The 2870-nt window shown below is 66.7% G+C and carries 2 protein-coding genes; both read left to right on the top strand.

Going from position 1 to position 2870, the window contains the following annotated elements:
• The first annotated feature begins 54 nt into the window (after positions 1–54).
• Complete coding sequence (gene mmsA, locus I59_RS08900) at positions 55–1605, top strand: multiple monosaccharide ABC transporter ATP-binding protein (protein WP_022903572.1); 1551 nt, start codon at positions 55–57, stop codon at positions 1603–1605.
• Positions 1592–2773: a multiple monosaccharide ABC transporter permease gene (gene mmsB / locus I59_RS08895; RefSeq protein WP_022903571.1), complete on the top strand. Its 1182-nt coding sequence runs from the start codon at positions 1592–1594 to the stop codon at positions 2771–2773. Before mmsA ends, mmsB begins: the two co-directional genes overlap by 14 nt.
• Positions 2774–2870: the final 97 nt, after the last annotated feature.

Genomic DNA, 2870 nt, shown 5'->3' with positions numbered 1-2870 from the left:
CCCGTCCCGTCTCCACCAGCGCGCGCACGCGCGCACGACGGAAAGGCGGTCCACATGGCGGACACCATCCTCGAGATGCGGGACATCACCAAGACCTTCCCCGGTGTGAAGGCCCTGCAGGGGGTCTCGATCGCGGTCGAACGCGGTCAGGTCCACGCGATCTGCGGCGAGAACGGCGCCGGCAAGTCGACCCTGATGAAGGTGCTGTCGGGGGTCTACCCGCACGGCTCCTTCGACGGCGAGATCCTCCTCGACGGGCAGCCGGTGAAGTTCGGCTCGATCAACGACTCCGAGGCCGCTGGCGTGGTCATCATCCACCAGGAGCTCGCCCTCAGCCCGTTCCTGTCGATCGCCGAGAACATCTTCCTCGGCAACGAGCGCGTCAAGGGCGGGCTCATCGACTGGAACCAGACCAACCTCGAGGCGGCGTCGCTCCTGCAGCGCGTCGGGCTCAAGGACAACCCCGTCACGAAGATCGTCGACATCGGCGTCGGGAAGCAGCAACTCGTCGAGATCGCGAAGGCGCTCTCGAAGGACGTCAAGCTGCTCATCCTCGACGAGCCGACGGCGGCGCTGAACGACGACGACTCCGCGCACCTGCTCGACCTCATCCGGTCGCTGCAGGCCGAGGGCATGACGGCGATCATCATCAGCCACAAGCTCAACGAGATCAAGGCGATCGCGGACAAGGTCACGATCATCCGCGACGGCAAGACCATCGAGACACTCGACATGCACGGCGACGACGTCTCCGAGGACCGCATCATCCGCGGCATGGTCGGCCGCGACCTGTCGAGTCGCTACCCGGAGCGTGAGCCGAAGATCGGTGAGGAGCTCCTGCGCATCGAGGACTGGACCGTCCACCACCCGCTCGACGGCTCCCGCGAGATCATCCACCAGGCGAACCTCACCGTCCGGGCCGGCGAGGTCGTCGGCATCGCGGGACTCATGGGCGCCGGCCGCACCGAACTCGCGATGAGCGTCTTCGGGCACTCGTACGGCACCGGCATCAGCGGCACCGTGTACAAGCGCGGCGTCCCGATCAAGACGAACACGGTGACGCGCGCGATCGACAACGGCATCGCGTACGCGACCGAGGACCGGAAGCGCTACGGCCTCAACCTGATCGACGACATCAAGCGGAACATCTCCGGGTCGGCGCTCGGCAAGCTCGCCAACTGGGGGTTCGTGAACAGCTCGCAGGAGACCACGGTCGCGTCGCAGTTCCTGAAGAGCATGAACATCAAGGCCCCCTCGGTGAACGCCGTCACGGGCAAGCTCTCCGGCGGCAACCAGCAGAAGGTCGTCCTGTCGAAGTGGATGTACGCCGACCCCGACGTGCTCATCCTCGACGAGCCGACCCGGGGCATCGACGTCGGTGCGAAGTACGAGATCTACACGCTCATCAACAGCCTGGCGGACCAGGGCAAGGGGATCATCGTGATCTCCTCCGAGCTCCCGGAGCTCCTCGGCATCTGCGACCGCATCTACACACTCTCCGAGGGCACGATCACCGCCGACGTGCCCCGCTCCGAGGCCACCCCAGAGGTCCTCATGCAGTACATGACCCAGGAACGGGAGACCCCTGTCAATGAACGCGCTTAAGTCCGCAGCGAGCTACCTCACCGGGCAGCTCCGACAGATCGGCCTGTTCATCGCGCTGATCGTCATCGTGATCTTCTTCCAGGTGGCGACGAGCGGCATCACCCTGGCACCGATCAACGTGTCGAACATCATCGTCCAGAACAGCTACATCCTGATCCTGGCGATCGGCATGGTGATGGTCATCATCGCCGGCCACATCGACCTGTCCGTCGGGTCGGTCGTCGCGTTCAGCGGCGCGATGGCCGGTGTGATGATCACCCAGTGGGGTCTCCCCTGGCCGGTCGCAGTCGTCCTCTGCCTGGTGATCGGCGCGCTCGTCGGCGCCTGGCAGGGCTTCTGGATCGCCTACTTCGGGATCCCGGCGTTCATCGTGACGCTGGCCGGCATGCTCGCCTTCCGCGGCGCGGCGCAGATCGTCCTGCAGAACCAGCAGATCTCGCCGTTCCCGGCCGGCTTCCGGTCGCTCGGCTCCGGGTTCCTGCCGTCGTTCGGCACCACCGGCTACGAGCCGCTCACGATGGTCCTCGGCATCGCCGCGGCCGCGATCATGGTCATCACGGCGTTCCGGGGCCGTGCGACCCGCCGCAAGTACCAGCTCGAGAGCGAGCCGTTCGCCTGGTTCATCGTGAAGACGGCGTTCGGCGCGGCGCTCGTGATCTACGTCGCCCTGCTGCTCGCGAGCTACAACGGCACGCCGATCGTGCTCGTCGTCCTCGGCGCGCTCGTGGTGATCTACTCGGTCGTCATGCGGAGCGCGGTGTTCGGTCGGCACGTCTACGCGATCGGCGGCAACGCCCTCGCCGCGCAGCTGTCCGGCGTCAAGACGAAGCGCGTCACGTTCCTGCTGTTCGTCAACATGGGCGTGATCGCGGCCCTGGCGGGCGTGGTCTTCACCGGCCAGCTCAACCTCGCGGCGCCCGGTGCGGGCAACGGCTTCGAGCTCGACGCCATCGCGGCCGTGTTCATCGGTGGCGCAGCCGTCACGGGCGGCATCGGGACGGTGCCGGGCGCCATCGTCGGTGGTCTCATCATCGGCATCCTGAACAACGGCATGTCGATCCTCGGCGTCGGCACGGAGTTCCAGTCGCTCATCAAGGGCCTGGTGCTGCTCGCCGCCGTCGCGTTCGACGTGTTCAACAAGCGTCGGGCGGCTGCCGCGCGCAAGTAGGTTCGCTCTTCGCGCTCCCCCGAGACTCGGGCTGAGCGACACTTCGCGCGGTTCGGTGCGCGAGGACTGTCGCTCAGCCCGAGTCTCGTGCGGCGGC

Source organism: Curtobacterium sp. B8 (assembly GCF_000333315.1).
Lineage (GTDB): Bacteria > Actinomycetota > Actinomycetes > Actinomycetales > Microbacteriaceae > Curtobacterium > Curtobacterium luteum.
The sequence above is the reverse complement of the archived record's forward strand: the minus strand, read 5'-3'. Positions and strand labels throughout refer to the sequence as shown.

Bases quoted from the DNA above. Each gene is read 5' to 3' on its own strand.
- mmsA (WP_022903572.1), top strand. From the start codon at position 55: ATGGCGGACACCATCCTCGAGATGCGGGACATCACCAAGACCTTCCCC.
- mmsB (WP_022903571.1), top strand. From the start codon at position 1,592: ATGAACGCGCTTAAGTCCGCAGCGAGCTACCTCACCGGGCAGCTCCGA.